Origin of the sequence: Glycomyces sp. NPDC048151 (assembly GCF_043202775.1) — a bacterium.
Taxonomy (GTDB): Bacteria; Actinomycetota; Actinomycetes; order Mycobacteriales; family Micromonosporaceae; genus Glycomyces.
This window is the reverse complement of record NZ_JBIDBB010000002.1, coordinates 130404-145647: the sequence shown is the minus strand read 5'-3', so window position 1 is coordinate 145647 and position 15244 is coordinate 130404. Positions and strand designations below refer to the sequence as shown.

Annotated in this window: 16 protein-coding genes; 8 read left to right on the top strand and 8 right to left on the bottom strand. The window is 69.9% G+C overall.

Annotation, left to right across the window (positions count from 1 at the left end; genetic code table 11):
• Positions 1-49 precede the first annotated feature (49 nt).
• A complete protein-coding gene (locus ACGGCP_RS04075; RefSeq protein ID WP_392960748.1) occupies positions 50-385 on the top strand; it encodes a hypothetical protein in 336 nt (111 codons plus the stop codon).
• A 40-nt stretch (positions 386-425) separates the two neighbouring features.
• Here the strand turns inward: ACGGCP_RS04075 and ACGGCP_RS04070 are convergent, their stop codons facing one another.
• Positions 426-1829: an RICIN domain-containing protein gene (locus ACGGCP_RS04070; protein WP_392960746.1), complete on the bottom strand. Its 1404-nt coding sequence runs from the start codon at positions 1827-1829 to the stop codon at positions 426-428.
• A gap of 177 nt (positions 1830-2006) precedes the next feature.
• Positions 2007-2990: a polysaccharide lyase family 1 protein gene (locus tag ACGGCP_RS04065; RefSeq protein ID WP_392960744.1), complete on the bottom strand. Its 984-nt coding sequence runs from the start codon at positions 2988-2990 to the stop codon at positions 2007-2009.
• 147 nt (positions 2991-3137) lie between these two features.
• Between ACGGCP_RS04065 and ACGGCP_RS04060 the strand changes: the two genes are divergently transcribed.
• Positions 3138-4103, top strand: coding sequence for an acetylxylan esterase (locus ACGGCP_RS04060; protein ID WP_392960741.1), 966 nt, complete (start codon positions 3138-3140; stop codon positions 4101-4103).
• Positions 4104-4154: 51 nt separating this feature from the next.
• Here the strand turns inward: ACGGCP_RS04060 and hisN are convergent, their stop codons facing one another.
• From hisN to aroA, 3 genes are all read right to left on the bottom strand, one after another.
• Positions 4155-4952 carry a histidinol-phosphatase gene (hisN, locus tag ACGGCP_RS04055; RefSeq protein WP_392960738.1) on the bottom strand — a complete coding sequence of 266 codons (798 nt, stop codon included), beginning with the start codon at positions 4950-4952 and terminating at the stop codon, positions 4155-4157.
• A gap of 69 nt (positions 4953-5021) precedes the next feature.
• Positions 5022-6041, bottom strand: a complete 1020-nt coding sequence (gene rsgA / locus ACGGCP_RS04050) for a ribosome small subunit-dependent GTPase A (protein ID WP_392960735.1) — start codon at positions 6039-6041, stop codon at positions 5022-5024.
• Positions 6041-7375 (bottom strand): 3-phosphoshikimate 1-carboxyvinyltransferase, encoded by a 1335-nt coding sequence (gene aroA, locus ACGGCP_RS04045; RefSeq protein ID WP_392960732.1) that lies wholly within the window; start codon positions 7373-7375, stop codon positions 6041-6043. Before aroA ends, rsgA begins: the two co-directional genes overlap by 1 nt.
• A 123-nt stretch (positions 7376-7498) precedes the next feature.
• Here aroA and ACGGCP_RS04040 point away from each other — a divergent pair, with 123 nt between their 5' ends.
• From ACGGCP_RS04040 to rsrA, 4 genes are all read left to right on the top strand, one after another.
• Positions 7499-8206 (top strand): SOS response-associated peptidase, encoded by a 708-nt coding sequence (locus ACGGCP_RS04040; protein ID WP_392960729.1) that lies wholly within the window; start codon positions 7499-7501, stop codon positions 8204-8206.
• Between the two features lie 145 nt (positions 8207-8351).
• Positions 8352-8705 (top strand): WhiB family transcriptional regulator, encoded by a 354-nt coding sequence (locus tag ACGGCP_RS04035; protein ID WP_392960726.1) that lies wholly within the window; start codon positions 8352-8354, stop codon positions 8703-8705.
• A gap of 493 nt (positions 8706-9198) precedes the next feature.
• Entirely contained in the window at positions 9199-9981 is a 783-nt protein-coding gene (locus ACGGCP_RS04030) for a sigma-70 family RNA polymerase sigma factor (protein ID WP_392960723.1), read from the top strand.
• Positions 9978-10283 carry a mycothiol system anti-sigma-R factor gene (rsrA, locus tag ACGGCP_RS04025; protein WP_392960720.1) on the top strand — a complete coding sequence of 102 codons (306 nt, stop codon included), beginning with the start codon at positions 9978-9980 and terminating at the stop codon, positions 10281-10283. The genes ACGGCP_RS04030 and rsrA overlap by 4 nt, the downstream gene beginning before the upstream one ends.
• Before the next feature lie 114 nt (positions 10284-10397).
• On the opposite strand, the gene ACGGCP_RS04020 is transcribed toward rsrA, so the two are convergent.
• Together ACGGCP_RS04020 and ACGGCP_RS04015 are read right to left on the bottom strand one after the other, a co-directional pair.
• Complete coding sequence (locus ACGGCP_RS04020) at positions 10398-10994, bottom strand: TetR/AcrR family transcriptional regulator (protein WP_392960717.1); 597 nt, start codon at positions 10992-10994, stop codon at positions 10398-10400.
• Between the two features lie 81 nt (positions 10995-11075).
• Positions 11076-11150: a 50S ribosomal protein bL37 gene (locus ACGGCP_RS04015; protein ID WP_373897052.1), complete on the bottom strand. Its 75-nt coding sequence runs from the start codon at positions 11148-11150 to the stop codon at positions 11076-11078.
• Between the two features lie 302 nt (positions 11151-11452).
• Here ACGGCP_RS04015 and ACGGCP_RS04010 point away from each other — a divergent pair, with 302 nt between their 5' ends.
• Both ACGGCP_RS04010 and ACGGCP_RS04005 read left to right on the top strand, forming a co-directional pair.
• The gene (locus ACGGCP_RS04010; protein WP_392962019.1) at positions 11453-12484 is read left to right on the top strand and encodes an SIS domain-containing protein; all 1032 of its coding nucleotides are present in this window, start codon (positions 11453-11455) and stop codon (positions 12482-12484) included.
• Positions 12485-12565: 81 nt separating this feature from the next.
• A complete protein-coding gene (locus ACGGCP_RS04005; protein ID WP_392960714.1) occupies positions 12566-13795 on the top strand; it encodes a hypothetical protein in 1230 nt (409 codons plus the stop codon).
• Between the two features lie 117 nt (positions 13796-13912).
• Here the strand turns inward: ACGGCP_RS04005 and dprA are convergent.
• The coding region (gene dprA / locus ACGGCP_RS04000; RefSeq protein ID WP_392960711.1) for a DNA-processing protein DprA at positions 13913-15244 on the bottom strand (1332 nt) is incomplete at its 5' end.

Here is a 15244-nt window from a genome sequence, read left to right as displayed (position 1 = left end):
CGGCGATACGCTCGAAGGGACGATCGGACCCCGAGATCGGAAGGCCCCCATGCTCATTCTCGCCAGGATCCTCGCGCTTCCCGTCAGCCTCAACCTCATCTGGCGGCTCTCCACCGACGCCGCCTACCGCGAGGGCAACATCTTCCTCGTCCCCGACCTGTCGTTCTCGATCCTGCTGGTGGCCGCCGCGCTCATGCCGCGCCGCCTCGCCGTCCCGCTGCTGAGCGTCGGCTTCTACCTCGGCGCGGGCGTCGTCTTCGTGGCCGGATTCGACCGCCTCGACCAGGGCCAGACCGGGGCAGCGGCGGTCGACTACGCGATCGCGGCCGTCTACCTCGCGGCGGCGGTCGGCCTGTCGCTGCCGGGCTGGCGCCGCCGGGCGTGAAGCGGGCCCCCGGCGGTGCTCCGGGGGCCCTGGGGTCGTGCTACCGCGCTCCGGCGCCGCCGGTCACGATCGACTTCACCTGCGACGGCGTGTCGAGGGTGAAGCTGTAGGGGACGCCCGCGACGGACCCGCTCGACACCGGCGTCCCGGAGTTGACGAGGTGGTTGTTGCGCGAGACGATCCGCCCGCCGGCGGAGTCGCCCTGGCCGATCTCGGTGGGGGACTCGGTGTTCTCGATGTAGTTGCCCTCGAAGATCACCCCGGCGTTCATCGTGGTCGCGACGCCGTAGTCGCCGATGTCGTAGTAATAGTTGTTGTAGATGTGGACCGGCTCGCCGAAGCGGACCCGCGGGTTGCGCTGCTGGGTGCTGTTGAAGTAGTTGTGGTGATAGGTCACCCGCAGGTTGCCGATGTCGGCGGTGTGGTCGTCGGAGTGGCCGAGCAGCATGTTCTTGTCGCTGTTGTCGAACCGGTTCCAGGAGACGGTGACGAAGTCCGACTCGCGCTTGATGTCGCACGAGCCGTCGTAGCCGGTGCCGAAGGTGTTGTGGTCGACCCAGATGTTGGTCGAGCCGTCCTGGATGTTGATCGCGTCGTCCGACCAGCCGTTGAAGCGCAGGTTCTGGATGATGACGTTCCGCGCGCCGCTGAGGTGGAACCCGCCGCCGGTGATCTGCGCGCCGGAGTTCCCCACGATCGTCGTGTTCGACCCGACGTTGATCATCCCGGAGGCGCTGATGTTGCCGCTGACGCGCACGACCTTCGCCGAGCTGCCCGAGACCGCCGACGCCAGGGCCGAAGCCGAGGTCACGGTGACGGCCGAGGCGCTGCCGCCGCCGGTGGTGCCGCCGTTCTGGGTCGCCCACCCGACCAGCCCGGTCTGCGTGCCGCCGCCCCCGGCGGTGACGAGGCGCCACTGCTGGTTGTACCCGCCGAGCACGTCGTACTGGGAGATGCGGGAGCCGGCCGCGGTGGACCACTCCCACACGTCGAGGGCCTTGCCCGAGAAGCGGTTGACGAACGTCGCGTAGCCGCCGCTCTCGTTCACCTGCCACTGCTGGTTGGTGCCGCCCAGGTCGGTGAACTGCGCGATGGTGGCGCCGTTGGCGGCGTTCCACTCCCACACATCGAGCACCTGGTTGGAATGGCGGGCCTGGATGCGGTAGTAGCCGCTTCCGGCGTCGATGAAACGGAACTGCTGGTGGGTCCCGCCGGTGTTGTTGTACTGGATGATCTGGGCACCGGTTGCGGTGGAGGCGTTGAGGACGTCGAGCACGAGGCCGGAGTGGCGGGACTCGATGAAGTACCAGACGCCGGTCTGGACCGCGTGTGCCGGGCTCGCGGTCCACAGTCCTGCGCTCGCGGCGACGGGGACGGCCGCGGTGAGCCCCGCGACCTTCCAGAAGCGGCGCCGTGAGAACCGGTTGTCGGAGATGTTCCCCATGTGAGCGTTCCTTTCGGGGAGGGGGCGAGAGACCTATATATTGATGGCTCTCGATGTGAGGATGTTAGCGCTCTCCACGGAATCCTGGCAAGCCGTTGCGGCCCCTTCGTCCAAAATAGAAAGAGACGGGGCCGCCGGTCACTCGGCGGCCCCGTCTGACGGGTGATGCGCGCGTGACTACCTCGCCCCGGCGCCCTCGGCCACGATGCCCGGCACCTGGTCGGCCGGGTCCGCCGTGTACGCGTAAGGCAGCGACGTGTCGACCGAGCCGGCCGTGAGGATCTCGCCGGAGCCGTCGAGCACGTTGTCCATCTCGACCAGGCGGCCCGGATCCGAGTCGCCCTCCCCGATGTGGGTGGGCTCGGCGACGTTCTCGAAGTAGTTGCCCTCGACGATCACGCCCGCGTCCATCGTGGTCGCGATGCCGTAGCTCCCCACGTCCCGGTAGTGGTTGTTCAGGACGTGGACCTGCTCGCCGAAGCGCACCCGCGGGTTGCGCTGGTTCGTGCCGTCGAACAGGTTGTGGTGGTAGGTCACCCGCAGGTGGCCCGCATCCTGGCCCCCGTTGTCGTCCGAGTGCCCCAGGAGCATGTTCTTGTCGTGCCCGTTGAACACGTTCCAGCCCACCGTGACGAAGTCGGAGCCGCGCTTGACGTCGAGGCAGCCGTCGTAGCCGACCCCGAAGGTGTTGTGGTGCACCCAGATGTTCTGGGAGCCCTCCTGGATGTTGATCGCGTCGTCGTCCCAGTCGTCGAACTCGAGGTTCGTGATGATGACGTTCGACTGCTCCGAGACGTCGAGGCCGCCTCCGGTGATCCGGGCACCGGAGTCGCCCACGATCGTGGTGTCGGACGCGACGTCGTTCATCCCCGAGACCGCGATCGATCCGGAGACGCGGACGATGAGCCCGCCCTCGCCGATCGCGGCCAGGAACTCGTCGGCGCTGGCGACCGCGACCTCCTCGGAGCCGCCGGTCACGCCACCGTTGTGGGAGGCCCAGCCGAGCGGGCCGTCCTGCTTCGGGGTGGCCTGCGGGGCCTCTTCGGCGCCGGCGTACTGGGCCGCCCAGACGCCTAGGCCGCTGGCGGCCGCAGCCGCGCCCGCGCTGGAGGCCAGGAGCACGCGCCGCTTGACTCGCGGAACTGCCGGGTTGGTGCTCACTCTTTCATTCCTCTCGGTTGTCGGTTCGCTACATTCTCCGCATTTGCAGAGAATGTATGGAAATGAATGGATATGCTAACCCGGCAAGCATGGCAAGGCAAGCGGTTGCGATTGCGGAAGTTCGTTTAGTCGTGCTACAAACTCTCCATGGCTCTTTTCGACCTTCCCCTTGAACAGCTCCGCGAATACCGCCCCGACGTGCCCGAACCCGCCGACTTCGACGAGTTCTGGAAGTCCACGCTCACCGACGCCGCCGCCCACGACCTCGACGTCCGGCTCGAGCCGTACGAGGCGGACCTGGTCACCACGGAAGTGTTCGACGTGACTTTCGCCGGGTTCGGCGGCCACCCCATCAAGGCCTGGCTCCTCAAGCCCAAGGGCGTCGAAGGCCCCCTGCCGTGCGTCGTCGAGTACATCGGCTACTCCGGCGGCCGCTCGCTCCCGATCTCGCACACCACGATCCCCGCCGCAGGCTGGGCCCAGCTCGTCATGGACACCCGCGGCCAGGGCTTCGGCCACTGGCAGCCCGGCGACACCGGTGACCCCTACGGCACCACCGGACCCACCAACAAGGGCTGGATGACCCAGGGCCTCGAAGACCCCGAGCACTACTACTACCGGCGCGTGTTCACCGACGCCTACCGCGCGGTCGACGTCGCCAAGGGCCTCGACGGGATCGACCCCGACCGCATCGTCGTCGCGGGCGGCAGCCAGGGCGGCGGCATCGCCCAGGCCGTCGGCGGCCTGCGCGACGACCTTGCGGGCGCGATGATCGACGTCCCGTTCCTCACCTACTTCCGGCGCGCCACCACCATCACCGACGCATACCCCTACAAGGAGATCGGCGAGTTCCTCTCGGGCCAGCGCCTCAGCGAGGAGCGCACGTTCGCGACCCTCGACTACTTCGACGGCGTCAACTTCGCCGCCCGCGGCACCGCGGCCGCGCTCTACTCGGTCGCCCTCATGGACGACGTCTGCCCGCCCTCGACCGTGTTCGCGGCCTACAACCGCTGGCAGGGCGAGAAGCGGATCACCGTGTGGCCCTGGAACGGCCACGAGGGCGGCGGCATCCTCCAGCGCGCCGAGCAGCTGAAGTTCCTCGCCCAGCGTTAGACACGACGAAAGGGGCGCTGCCGGTTCGGCAGCGCCCCTTCGCATGTCGTCTTACTCGCGGATCTTCAAACGCTCCAGGGCCTGCTCGTGGAGCAGCCCGTTCGTCGCCAGGGCAGTGCCGCCGTCGGGGCCGCGGCGGCCGCGCAGGTCCGTGAAGGTCCCGCCCGCCTCCTCGACGATGAGCGCCAGCGGCGCCAGGTCCCAAAGGGCCACTTCGGGTTCGGCGGCGATGTCCACCGAGCCCTCGGCGAGCAGGCAGTACGAGTAGAAGTCGCCGAAGCCGCGCTCGCGCCACGCCTCGTGGAGCAGCCCGAGCATCGCGCCCTGGCGGTCGAGCTTCGCCCAGCTCGTGATCGACGAGATGCTCACCGACGCGTCGGAGAGCTTGGCGACCTTCGACACGTGGATCCGCTTGCCCGCGCGCTGGTCGCGTCCGGCGAACGCGCCCGCGCCCTTCATGGCCCACCAGCGGCGGCCGAGCGCGGGGGCGCTGACGACGCCGACGACGGGCTCGCCCCGGTCGAACAGGGCGATGAGCGTGGCCCAGACCGGCACGCCGCGAACGTAGTTGCGGGTGGCGTCGATCGGGTCGATGACCCATTTGCGGCCCGAGGCCCCGGGGTTGTCGCCGTACTCCTCGCCGAAGATCCCGTCGCGGGGGCGGGCGCGCGCGAGCGTCGAGCGCAGCACCTCCTCGATCGTGGTGTCCGCGTCGGAGACCTCGGTCATGTCCGGCTTCGAGGAGACCCGCAGGTCGGAGGAGCGGAACCGGCTGTTGCCGATCTGTGCGGCGCTGTCCGCGAGCAGGTGCGCGAGGCCGAGATCGTCGTTGTAGCTGGAGGTGGGCATGCGCTCATCCTACTGAGCCCGCGCAGGGGCCCTCGGGCCAGCGAGGCAACGAGCAGGTGAACGGCCCGGCTAGTTCTTCGAGTCGGCCTCGTGGAGGGAGGCGAGGACGCGCCGGAACGACGCGAGGCGGCCCGCCCGCGGGTCGTCGGGGCCGATCGCGGCGTCGAGCGCACAGTCGCCGATCTCGGGTGTGTGCGTGCACCCGCGCGGGCAGTCCTGCGCGACCTCCTCCAGTTCGGGGAAGGCCTTGAGGATCGAGTCGGCGGTGACGTGCGCGAGCCCGAACGAGCGCACGCCGGGCGTGTCGATGACCCAGCCGCCCGCGGGCAGCTGGAACGACATGGTGCTGGTCGACGTGTGCGAGCCCTTGCCGATCGAGCGGACCTCGCTGACGGCGCGCCCGGCCCCGGGCACGAGCCGGTTCACGAGCGTGGACTTGCCGACGCCGGAGTGCCCGAAGAACACGTTCTCCTTGTCGCGCAGGAGCTCCACGAGGTCGTCGAGCGGCGCGTTCGGTTCGGTCGTGGTGATCGTCAGGTCGAGCTGGGAGTAGTAGGCGCGGGCCTCTTCGACGAGTTCGGGCGCGAGGTCGTGCTTGGTCAGGCACAGGACCGGCGCGACCCCGGCGTCGTAGGCGGCGACGAGGCACCGGTCGACGAACCCGTACCGCAGCGGCGGGTCGGTGAGGCTGGCGACGACCACGAGCTGGTCGACGTTGGCGACGACGACGCGCTCGTTCGCGTTCTCGTCGTCGGCGGAGCGGCGCAGCTCCCCGTGCCGGGGCTCGATCCGCACGGCGCGCGCGAGCGTGCCGGGGTTGCCGGAGCGGTCGCCGACGAGCGCGACGCGGTCGCCGACGACGATCGACTGCTTGCCGAGCTCACGGGCCTTCATGGCGGTGACGGTGACGCCGTCGACCAGGCACGTGTAGCGGCCGCGGTCGACCGCCGTGACGAAGCCCTCCTGCGCGCTCTCGTGCTTGGGGCGGATCTTCGTGCGCGGTCGGGAGCGGCGGGTCGCCCGTACCTTGACGTCGTCCTCGTCCCACTCGTCGTCGTCTTCGTCGACTTCCCAGTCCGGCTGCGGCACTAGGCGTCACCTCGGACCGCGCGCTCCCAGACCTCGGCGAAGTCCGGCCAGGTCTTGGAGACGCACGCGACGTCGTCGAGGACGAGGCCCGGGATGACGAGGCCTGCGACGGCTCCGGCGTGGGCCATGCGGTGGTCGGCGTAGGTCGCCCAGGTGCCGGTGGTGCGGCCGCCGCTGTTGACGCGGAAGCCGTCCTCGAACTCGTCCACGTCGGCGCCGATCTTGCGCAGCTCGGTGACGAGCGCCGAGACGCGGTCGGTCTCGTGGCCGCGGATGTGGGCGACGCCGCGGATGGTGAAGGGGCCCTTGTTGACCCCGAACAGCGCCGCGAGCGTCGGCGTCAGCTCGGCGGCGTCGGCGAGGTCGAGTTCGACCGGCAGGACCGAGGGCGAGCCGACGACGGTGAGGCCGCCGCGGCTCCACTCGACGCGCGAGCCGAGCTGGACGAGCAGGTCCCGGATCTTGTCCCCGGCCTGGGTGGTCTCGGTCGGCCAGCCTTCGACGGTGACCCGGCCGCCGACCGCGGCCGCGGCGATGAGGAACGGCGCGGCGTTCTGCAGGTCCGGTTCGATCACCCATTCGCGGCCCTGGAGCTCGCCGGGCGCGACGCGCCAGCGGTTCGGCTCGGAGTCGTCGACGTCCGCCCCGGCCTGGCGCATCATGTGCACGACCATGTCGAGGTAGGGGCGGCTCGGCACGGGCCTGTCGCCGACGTGGCGCAGGTCCAGGCCGTTCTCGAAGCGCGGCGCGGCCATGAGCAGCGCGCTCACCAGCTGCGAGGTCTTCGACGCGTCGACCTCGAGTTCGCCGCCCTTGACGTTCCCGGTCGCGTTCACGGTGAACGGCAGGGCCATGCGGCCGCCGTCCTCGATCGCGACGCCGAGGTCGCGCAGCGCCTTGATGACGCCGTCGTTCGGGCGCTTGCGGGCGTGCGGGTCGCCGTCGAAGCCGACCGGGCCGTCGGCGAGCGCCGCCACGGGCGGCAGGAACCGCATCACGGTCCCGGCGAGGCCGCAGTCGACCTCGGTGCCGCCCTTGAAAGCACTCTGCGAATCTACGGCTCGCAAGCTTCGCCGAGGGGGAGTCACCACCCAGGCGTCGTCGTCCCCCGTGTCAACGGCGACGCCGATGGACCGCAGCCCTTCGACCATGAGCAGGGTGTCGCGGGCGATGAGGGGCCGCCGGATCGTCGAGGGGCCGGAGGCGAGCGCGGCGAGGATCAGCGCGCGGGCCGTCATCGACTTCGAGCCGGGCACGCGGACGACCGCGTCGAGCTCGGCCTCGGCGTACGGGGCCTCCCAGCGGCGCTCTTTCGGGGCGGCGGTTGCGTTCATGCCGCCATTCTAGAAGCCCGCGAGCTGCGCACCCGAAGGTCGGCGCACCGGGGGTGGCGCGCACGGTGGGCCGTCCCGGAATTGAGGAGCCGGGCTGTCGGTGGCGGGGGTTACCGTGTGGGCATGTGCGGAAGGTACGCCAACAGCAAGTCGAGCCCTGACATGGCCGCGCTCTTCGACGCCGAAGACCTCATCGCGGGAGCCTGGGACCCGAGGTACAACATCGCGCCCACGGTCCCGGCGCCGGTGGTCCGCCGCTCGAAGTCGAAGGACGAGCGCGTGGTCGAACTCGCCCGGTGGGGCCTCGTCCCCCCGTGGGCCTCCGACCCGGGTATCGGCACCCGCATGTTCAACGCCCGGATCGAGACCGTCGCGACCTCGCGCGCCTACAAGCGGCCGTTCGCCTCGCGCCGCGCGCTCGTCCCGGCCGACGGCTGGTACGAGTGGCGCAAGCTCCCCGGCGGCGGCAAGCAGCCCTACTTCTTCACCCGGCCGGGCGGCGTCGTCTTCGCCGGGCTCTGGGACACCTGGAACAAGGGCGACCTGCACCTCATGACCTTCACGGTCCTCACCTGCCCGGCGATGGGCGAGGCGATCGAGACCGTCCACGACCGCATGCCCTACGTCCTCCCGCCCGAGCGGTACGCCGCCTGGCTGGGGGAGGAGGACGCCGACCAGGGCGAACTCCTCGCGGGCCCGGCCCCGTCGCTCCCGGACGACATCGAGATCCGCAAGGTCGGCCGCGCGGTCGGCCGCGCCGACAACGAGGGCCCCGAGCTCATCCGCCCCGTCGACACCGAGGAGGGCCCCACCACCATCCCGGGATTGTGAAGTCAATCACAGTCGTGCAGAGGTATCTGTACCCCAAGTCGTCGGTCTTTCGTGTACAAGCCGCCGAGGCTGAAGGGAATCGCTTCCCGCGCTGAGCCCAATCAAGCGGGAAGAGCCTGCGGTGGAAAGAAAGAGGGAGGCACCAATGCGCCGAATCCGCCCCGATGAAGTAGCCCGAGCCCGAAGAGACCCCCGGCTGCTCGACGCCGCCGAATACCGCGAAGCGATCATCCGAGGCGCCTACCGGATGAGCGGCGACGCCTGGCTCCGCCAGGGCAACTGCGCCGACGCCGAGCCCGACGTGATGTACCCCGAGCCCCGCGAGCCCATCGACGAGGCGCTGGCGATGTGCGCGTCCTGCCCGGTGCGCACGCCCTGCCTGGTCCGGGCCCTCGAAGCCCGCGACCGCCACGGCGTCTGGGGGGCCACCGCGCCCCGCGAGCGCCGCGCGATGATCGAGGTCTGGAAGGACATCAACCCCTTGGCCGTCGGCGCCTAGCCGAACCCGCCGAATCGAAAGCCGCGACCGCTGGCCCCAGCGAAGGTCGCGGCTTTTCGCCGTCCAGGGGAGGTTCGGCGAGGGCGTCATGGGAGAGTTCCAGCCTCCCCGGACCGGCGACGGTGTCATGTTCGCCGGCCCGGGGCAGGTACTGGGAGTTCACGCGCCGGTCTCCCGACGCGATCAGGACCCTTCCGGGTCCACCCACGATAACGACTACGCGCACCGAAAGTTACCGTTTCGATCCATTAAGTAATAATTTCGGGTGATATTCCGAATTTCGTACACTTCACCCGAAATTACAGGCTTACGGCGAGCTCCAGTGCCGGTGTGTCGGATACGACTCCGGTGGTTTCGCCGAGGGCGGAATGAAGCCGCACGCCACGCTGTTGTTCGGGACGAGTCTCCCGCTCCGGAGCGCCGGCCACACGCCGTGCGGGCCGCGGCGGAAGGCCCACGGGCCACGAAGTCTGTCTAGCAAGGAGCCCAACGCATGACCACCACCCTCCGCGGACGCGAAGACGAGCGCGTCGCCGCGCTCCTGAGCGGCCCCGACTGGTCGCCTTCGCCGAACGGCGTCTCCCCGGTCGGCGGCGTCACGACCGCCGGTATTTCCTCCGCCCCCTCCAAGTCCGCTGCCGTAGGCTCGGAACTGGTCGGCTACGAGAGGGAGACGGTGACCGAGGCAGGCAGCGAGAACTCCGAGGAGCGGCGCGAGCGTTTCGAGCGCGACGCGATGCCCCTGATCGACCAGCTGTACGGCGCCGCGCTGCGCATGACGCGCAACCCCGCGGACGCCGAGGACCTGGTGCAGGAGACCTTCCTCAAGGCCTACTCGAAGTTCCACCAGTTCCGCGAGGGCACCAACCTCAAGGCGTGGCTGTACCGGATCCTCACCAACACGTACATCAACTCGTACCGCAAGAAGAAGCGCCAGCCGCTGACCTCGCCCACCGACGAGATCACGGACTGGCAGCTCGCGGACGCCGAGTCGCACTCCGCCTCCGGGCTGCGCTCGGCCGAGACCGAGGCGCTCGACCACCTGCCGGACTCGGACGTCAAGGACGCCCTCCAGCAGCTCGGCGAGGACTTCCGCCTGACGGTCTACCTCGCGGACGTCGAAGGCTTCTCCTACAAGGAGATCGCCGACATCATGGGCACCCCGATCGGCACCGTCATGTCCCGCCTCCACCGGGGCAGGCGGCAGCTGCGCCAGCTGTTGAGCTCGTACGCCGCGGACCGCGGCCTTTCGCCCGCACGGGAGGGACAGCAGTGACCGCCGAACCGGAGAAGCCCAAGCTCGACTGTCGCGAGGTCCTCGAAGAGGTCTACCTCTATCTCGACGAAGAGTGCTCCGACCGCCGCCGCGGCGTGATCCGCGACCACCTCGAAGAGTGCTCGCCCTGCCTCTCGGAATACGGCATCGAGCAGGAAGTGCGCGCGATCGTGCACCGCTGCTGCAGTCAGGAGAAGGCGCCCGACGAGGTGAAGGCGCGCCTGCGCCAGAAGCTCAGCGCCGTCGAGCAGGTCAGCGAGATCTTCAGCGAAGTCGCCGAGCGCGACCGCCGCACCCACTGAGCGCCGATCGGGCCCGCACGAGTCCGGGCCCGACAGCTCGCTTCGAAGACCACCTGAGAGACGCGGACATCCGGGTACCGCGCTCGCCGTGCTGCCTTCAGACGCCCCCTGCCGTCAGGGGGCGGACGCCTCGGCGTCGTTCGCCCGGATCATCCCGATCGAGATCTGCAGCGACGCTTCGCGCAGGTCGTCCTCGGAGTCGTCCACGCGCGGATAGGTGATCCAGTTGCTGTAGAGCGTCGTGATCGCGTCCCACGCCCGCAGGCGGTGGATGAGCGGCGCGTCCGACTCGACGAGCAGCGCGTGCAGGCGCCGCTGGCGCAGCCTGAAGACCGACATGCGGTCGAGGCGCGTGAGCGCGGCCTGGTTGTTCTGCATGAACCTGAGCACCGGCACGTGCGACCGGATGACCTCCGCGTAGCGGCGCAGCAGTTCGGTGCGGGTGTCGAGCCCCCGCGGCTGGGTGTCGCCCCAGTCGCAGATGCGGTCCAGATCCTCCGCGTAGGAGTCGAAGAAGCTCGCCGCGATGTCTTCTTTGGTCTTGAAGTGGTAGTACAGCGCGGCCTTGGTGACGCCGAGGTGCTCGGCGATCTCCCGTAGAGAGGTGTGCTCGTAGCCGTGCTCGCTGAAGAGCGCGATCGCGGTCTGCTGGATCCGCTCTCGGGTGCTCGGCTGTTGCTGCTCGCGCGCTTCGCGCGGCGCTTCGGTCATGTGGGCAATTCTCGTTCTGCGCCGGGTGTCCAGTGCGATCTGCGGGGCAGTCGCGGCCTCGGCCGCCTGCCCCGCCACGCGCTAGCTGTTCGGGCGCTTCCCGTGGTTAGCGGACTTCTTCTTACGCGACTTGCGCTTGCGGGCTGCTTTCGCCACGGCTCCTCCTTGGTCGTCGGGAATTCAGGGGTCAACCTTACCGGCACCTGCGCGGGTGTAAGGAGGGCAGTGGACACAGTTCATTGACGAGCGACCCGAGTCGTAGCAGGGTTGGAGGCGAGGACACGGGAGCTCGGGAAGGGCCGACTGCGGTGGACGGGCGTGGTGACGGTCGACTACGCTTCATTATAAAGGTTTGTTTAATATTTTAGCGGTACCCGTTTCACAAGGAGCGTCAAGTGAACCAGCCCCAGGTCGGCGCCACCGACAACGCCAGCGCGGAGGACCAGCCCGGCAAGGGCATGGCCGCCGACATCAGCGAGCAGCCCGGCGTCTACGCGGACGTGCTCGACCACGGCGCCGCCGAGATCGCCCGCATCGCCGCGGTCATCGCCGAGCGTCGCCCGCGCTCGGTGGTCTTCACCGCCCGGGGCACCTCCGACCACGCCGCCCTGTACGGCGCCTACCTCACGGAGATCCGCCTCGGCCTGCCCGCGAGCCTCGCCAGCCCCTCCGTCGTCACCGTCTACGACGCCCGGCCCGACTGGTCCGACTCCCTCGTCATCGCCGTCTCCCAGTCCGGCGGCTCGCCCGACCTCGCCCAGGTCGTCGCCGCCGCCCGCGCCTCCGGCGCCCTCACCCTCGCCGTCACCAACAACCCCCACTCCCGCCTCGCCGGCGAAGCCGAACTCCACCTCGACGTGCGCGCCGGGCACGAACGCGCCGTCGCGGCCACCAAGACCTACACGGCCGAGCTCCTCACCCTCCTGCTCCTGGTCGAAGGCATCCGCACCGGCACCGGCCGCCTCGACGCCGCCGAAGCCACCGCGATCGGCAAACTGCCCGAACTCGCCAGCGGCGTCCTCGCCAACACCGGCGCCGCCGAACTCGCCGGCCGGTACCGCTTCGCCTCCCGGTTCGTGACCACCGGCCGCGGCTACGCCTACCCGACCGCCCGCGAGACCGCGCTCAAGCTCATGGAGACCTCCTACCTCCCGTCGCTCGCCTTCTCCGGCGCCGACCTCCTCCACGGGCCCCTCGCCATGGCCGACCCGGGCGTGCCCGTCCTCGCCGTCGTCGGCTCCGGCCCCGGCGGCCATGCGATGTGGAACGTCCTCACGCGACTCGAGAAGCAACGCGCAGACGTGGTCGTCGTCGGCGCCGCCGACGTCCCCGGACAGACCGCCCGACTTGCCACCCCCGCGGTCGACGAACGCTTCGCCGCACTCCTCGACATCCTTCCGCTGCAACAGGTTGCACTACACCTTGCGATCGAGCGGGGCGAGAATCCGGACGCTCCGCGCGGTCTCAAAAAGGTCACGGAGACGGTGTGATCCCAGCTCGGCGGGTGTAGAGAAACGGGTGTTCACCTTCGGTTCACCGAGATGTTCACCCGTTTCCGTAAACTCTCCGTCATGCAGGCACCACCAGCCGCGCCGACCGGCACCACTGAAATCGTCTGGCACGAACGGCGATACCGGGCGCGAGCGATCGCGGGCGGCGCCGCATTCGAGCTCTACTCCGACGTCCGCGAAGACGGATTCCACCCCAGCGGCAGCGGCTTCCACCGCTACGTCCACGCCTCCGAGGTGACCAGCTCCGGCGGCGAACTGCTCCTCACCGGCATTGCGCCCCTGGCGATCCCGATCATGCCCGGCCTCGACGCCGCCACCGTCCACCGGTACAGCCAGAACCCGCGCATCGGCCCCGCCGAACGCGCGCTCGTCTCCGCCGTGCGCGCCACCGCGTTCATCACCGCCGGCACCCGCATGGTCAAACCGCTCAGCCGCCACCAGGTCGCCCGGCAGCTCACCTCCGCGCCCCTCGTCAGCGGCGTCTGCTTCCGCGAATTCGACGTCGCCCACCTGCGCACCCCCGACGACCGGGTGGTCCTCTCCGGCGACCCCGACGACGCCCGCGACACCGCGTTCGCCTTGCGCTGGAAGGCGATCTGCGCCTGCGACTACCAGAGCACCGAGGCCGTCAACTTCCCCGGCCTCGTCGGCGTCCCCGGCCGCGAGCGCCGCGGCTCGATGATCCTCGGCACCGGCTTCCTGCCCAGCGGCACCCACCTCATCCCCGAATTCGCGACCACCGGGTTCGCCGACCTGCCGCTCACCGCGCGCGCCGAGATCCTCGCGTACACGCCCGACGGCGCCGAGATCTCGCTGTTCCAGTACCAGCCGCAGACGAACGTGTGGGACCGCATGGCCGGCGCCCGGCACCGCGACCTCGTCAGCCGCATCCCCGGCCTCGAGACCGGGCGGGCGCTCTTCCGCACCGACCCGTCAGTCCACGCCGGACTCGTGGGCGAGCACGAGGGCGAACGCGTCCCCGTCACCGCCGACCCCGGCCACGGCTTCAGCGTCTACGCCCGCGGCGCCGCGAGCCGCAGCCCGGTCACCCGCCCGCAGCGGTTCCACACGCGGGCGCGCTGGCGCGATGTCGAGGTGCTCGCGCTCGGCCGCAACGAGGACTGGGTCCGCGTGCGGCTGAGCCAGCCCGACCTCGAATCGGTCATGGCCACCGACGCGACTTGCGTCGAACGCGGCATCTACGAATGCTGGGCCCCGCTCGCCGAACTCGAGAACCCGCGCATGGTCGTCGTCGACTACCCGAAGGACGACCACCCCGCCCCCTGCTGACCGGGGGCCCCTCCCCCCCGCCCCCACCCCGCCCACCCATCGATTCGGATGCGGTGCGCACCGCAATGGCAGTTGTGTCGCTTTGATTGCCGTTCAACGGCGGAGCCCGTGCGTGGGTCAGGATTGGCCTCCTCTCGACAGGCGCCAGCGGTTGTCGATGCGGTCGACCCAGCCGGTGTGGAGGAGGCGGTCCAGGGTTTCCGCCGCGATCTCGGCGGGGATGCCCGCTGCGGCAGCAAGGCGCGTCGTTTCGACCACGTAGCCCCTCGGCAGCGACTCGACCAGGCGGGCCTCGATCTCCATGAGCGAGTCGAAGGGCCGGCGCTGCGGCGGCGGAGGCGTCGCCAGAGGGCCGCCGATGCCGGTCAGGTCCTCGATGACCTCCTCGGCGCGGGTGACGAGGCGGGCTTCCCATGGCTCCCTTGCCAGTTGGTGGGCACCTGCCGACATCGAGGAGGTGACGGGGCCCGGTGTGAACATCAAGACTCGTCCCAGTTCCGCCGCGTATCGGGCCGTATTGCGTGCCCCGGAACGGTGCGCGGCCTCGATGACGACGGTGCCGGAGGTCAGGGCGGCGATGACCCTGTTCCGAGTCAGGAAGCGGTGCTTCTGGACCTTGGTCCCAGGCGGCCATTCGCTGACGATCAGGCCCCGCTCAGCGATGAGGTTGAACATCGAGTGGTTTCCCTGGGGGTAGGACACTTCCACCCCGCAGGCCAGGACCGAGACCGTTGACCCGCCCCGCGCCAGCGCGCCCAGATGCGCCGCTTTGTCGATGCCGAAGGCACCGCCCGACACGACGGTCCAGCCCGCCTCTGCCATGTCCGCCGCGAGATCATCGGCGAGGTGCCGGCCGTACTCGGTCGCGGCCCGCGACCCGACGATCGACACCGAGCGGCGGCATATGAGCGCCAGATCCTGCTCGCCTCGGACCCAGAGACAGCGAGGCGGCCGGATGTGCGGCTCGTCGGCGTCGCAGGCGAGCACCAGGTCGCGGAGCTGATCCGGCCAGTCGGGGTCGCCCGGGATCAAGACCCTGGCGCCGCACTCTCGCGTCGACGCGGCGATCTCGAGGGCCCTGGCGGCCGGATCACGGGTGCATTCGATGGCCGTGCTCGTGATGCGCCGCAAGCGTTCGGGGACCTCGCCTTCCCAGAGGCGTTTCACCACTTCGATCGGATCGGACTCGTCCAAGAGGTCGTCGAGGTCGGCGTCGCCCGGCTCGATGATCGAGGACAGCAGCATCAGGGCGAGGCGTGGATCGTCGGGGAGATTCGTCATCGGTCCTCCTCTTATATGGATGTGTGGTTGTGGTCGGGGCTTCGATCGGTGGTATTGGGTTGTCGGTGCGTCGGTGCGTCGGTGCGTCGGTGCGTCGGTGCGTCGGTGCGTCGGTGCGTCGGTGCGTCGGTGCGTCGGTGCGTCGGTGCGTCGGTGCGTCGGTGCGTA